The organism is Pseudomonas sp. xss_2 (assembly GCF_043104195.1).
In the GTDB taxonomy this organism is placed as follows: Bacteria; Pseudomonadota; Gammaproteobacteria; order Pseudomonadales; family Pseudomonadaceae; genus Aquipseudomonas; species Aquipseudomonas urmiensis.
In genome coordinates, this window is sequence record NZ_JBICKL010000108.1 from 1 (window position 1) to 872 (window position 872).

Genomic DNA, 872 nt, shown 5'->3' on the forward strand with positions numbered 1-872 from the left:
TATGACGGCAATGATCGCGAGTCTGGCATCGCCTACTGCAAGACCATGGCGCTGTGCCTGGCCGGCGGCATCAGCGAAGCGCCAACCGCCACCCCCGAGGCGCAGCCGGCTGCGGGCAGCAGCGCAGCGCTCTGGCTGAAGTGGCTGCAAGACCCGCACAGCCCGCCCTATCGCGCCTTGCTCCTGCGTGATCAGTCGTTGCTGGCGGCCTTGCTGCCAAGCTTCTCCATCACCGATCCCACCGAGTGGAACGACAGCGACAAGCTCTATGCAGCGCTGAGCAAGGTCATTGCCAGCGACGATGCCGGCTTGCGCCTGCGCACTTCGCTGCAACAAGCGATCAGCGACGCGCAAGGCGCACTCAACGCGGCCAGCCAACGCCTGCACCCGCTGGCAGGCCCTGGGGTTCAGCGTGCGGTGATGCGCCTGAACTGTGCCAGCCAGTGGCTGTACAACGGCGTACAGCTGGTCGAGTTGCAGGTGCAGATGAAGCTCAGCGAGTACTACGCCCTGCAAAGTGCCCACTTGCGGCAGATGCAGCGCACCGCCAATGCCGCGATGGCCCAGGCCCGCGAGCGCATGCACGTGAGCCTTGAGGAGCTGCAGCAGCAGCAGTCGCAGTCCAGCCTGCGCAAGGTTCGGCCGATCATCCAGAACGGGCTGCTGAGCCTGGCGGTACTCGATCCGAAGCTGGCGCACAGCGTGATTGTCGTCAGCGTCTGGGTCCAAGGAACGGCAGAGCAAGTGCGCGACACGCTGGTCAATGGCACACGCGCCAGCCTTGAGGAATTGAACCGGGCAGCGCAGGTGACGATGCTCGATCTGTCCGTCGCCGTAGGCACCCTGGAGCCGAATGCGCGCCAGGCGCTGCA

At 65.4% G+C, this 872-nt stretch carries 1 pseudogene; it reads left to right on the forward strand.

Annotated elements, in window-relative coordinates:
* A pseudogene (locus ACF8K2_RS24880) lies at positions 1–872 on the forward strand (hypothetical protein); the annotation flags it as partial.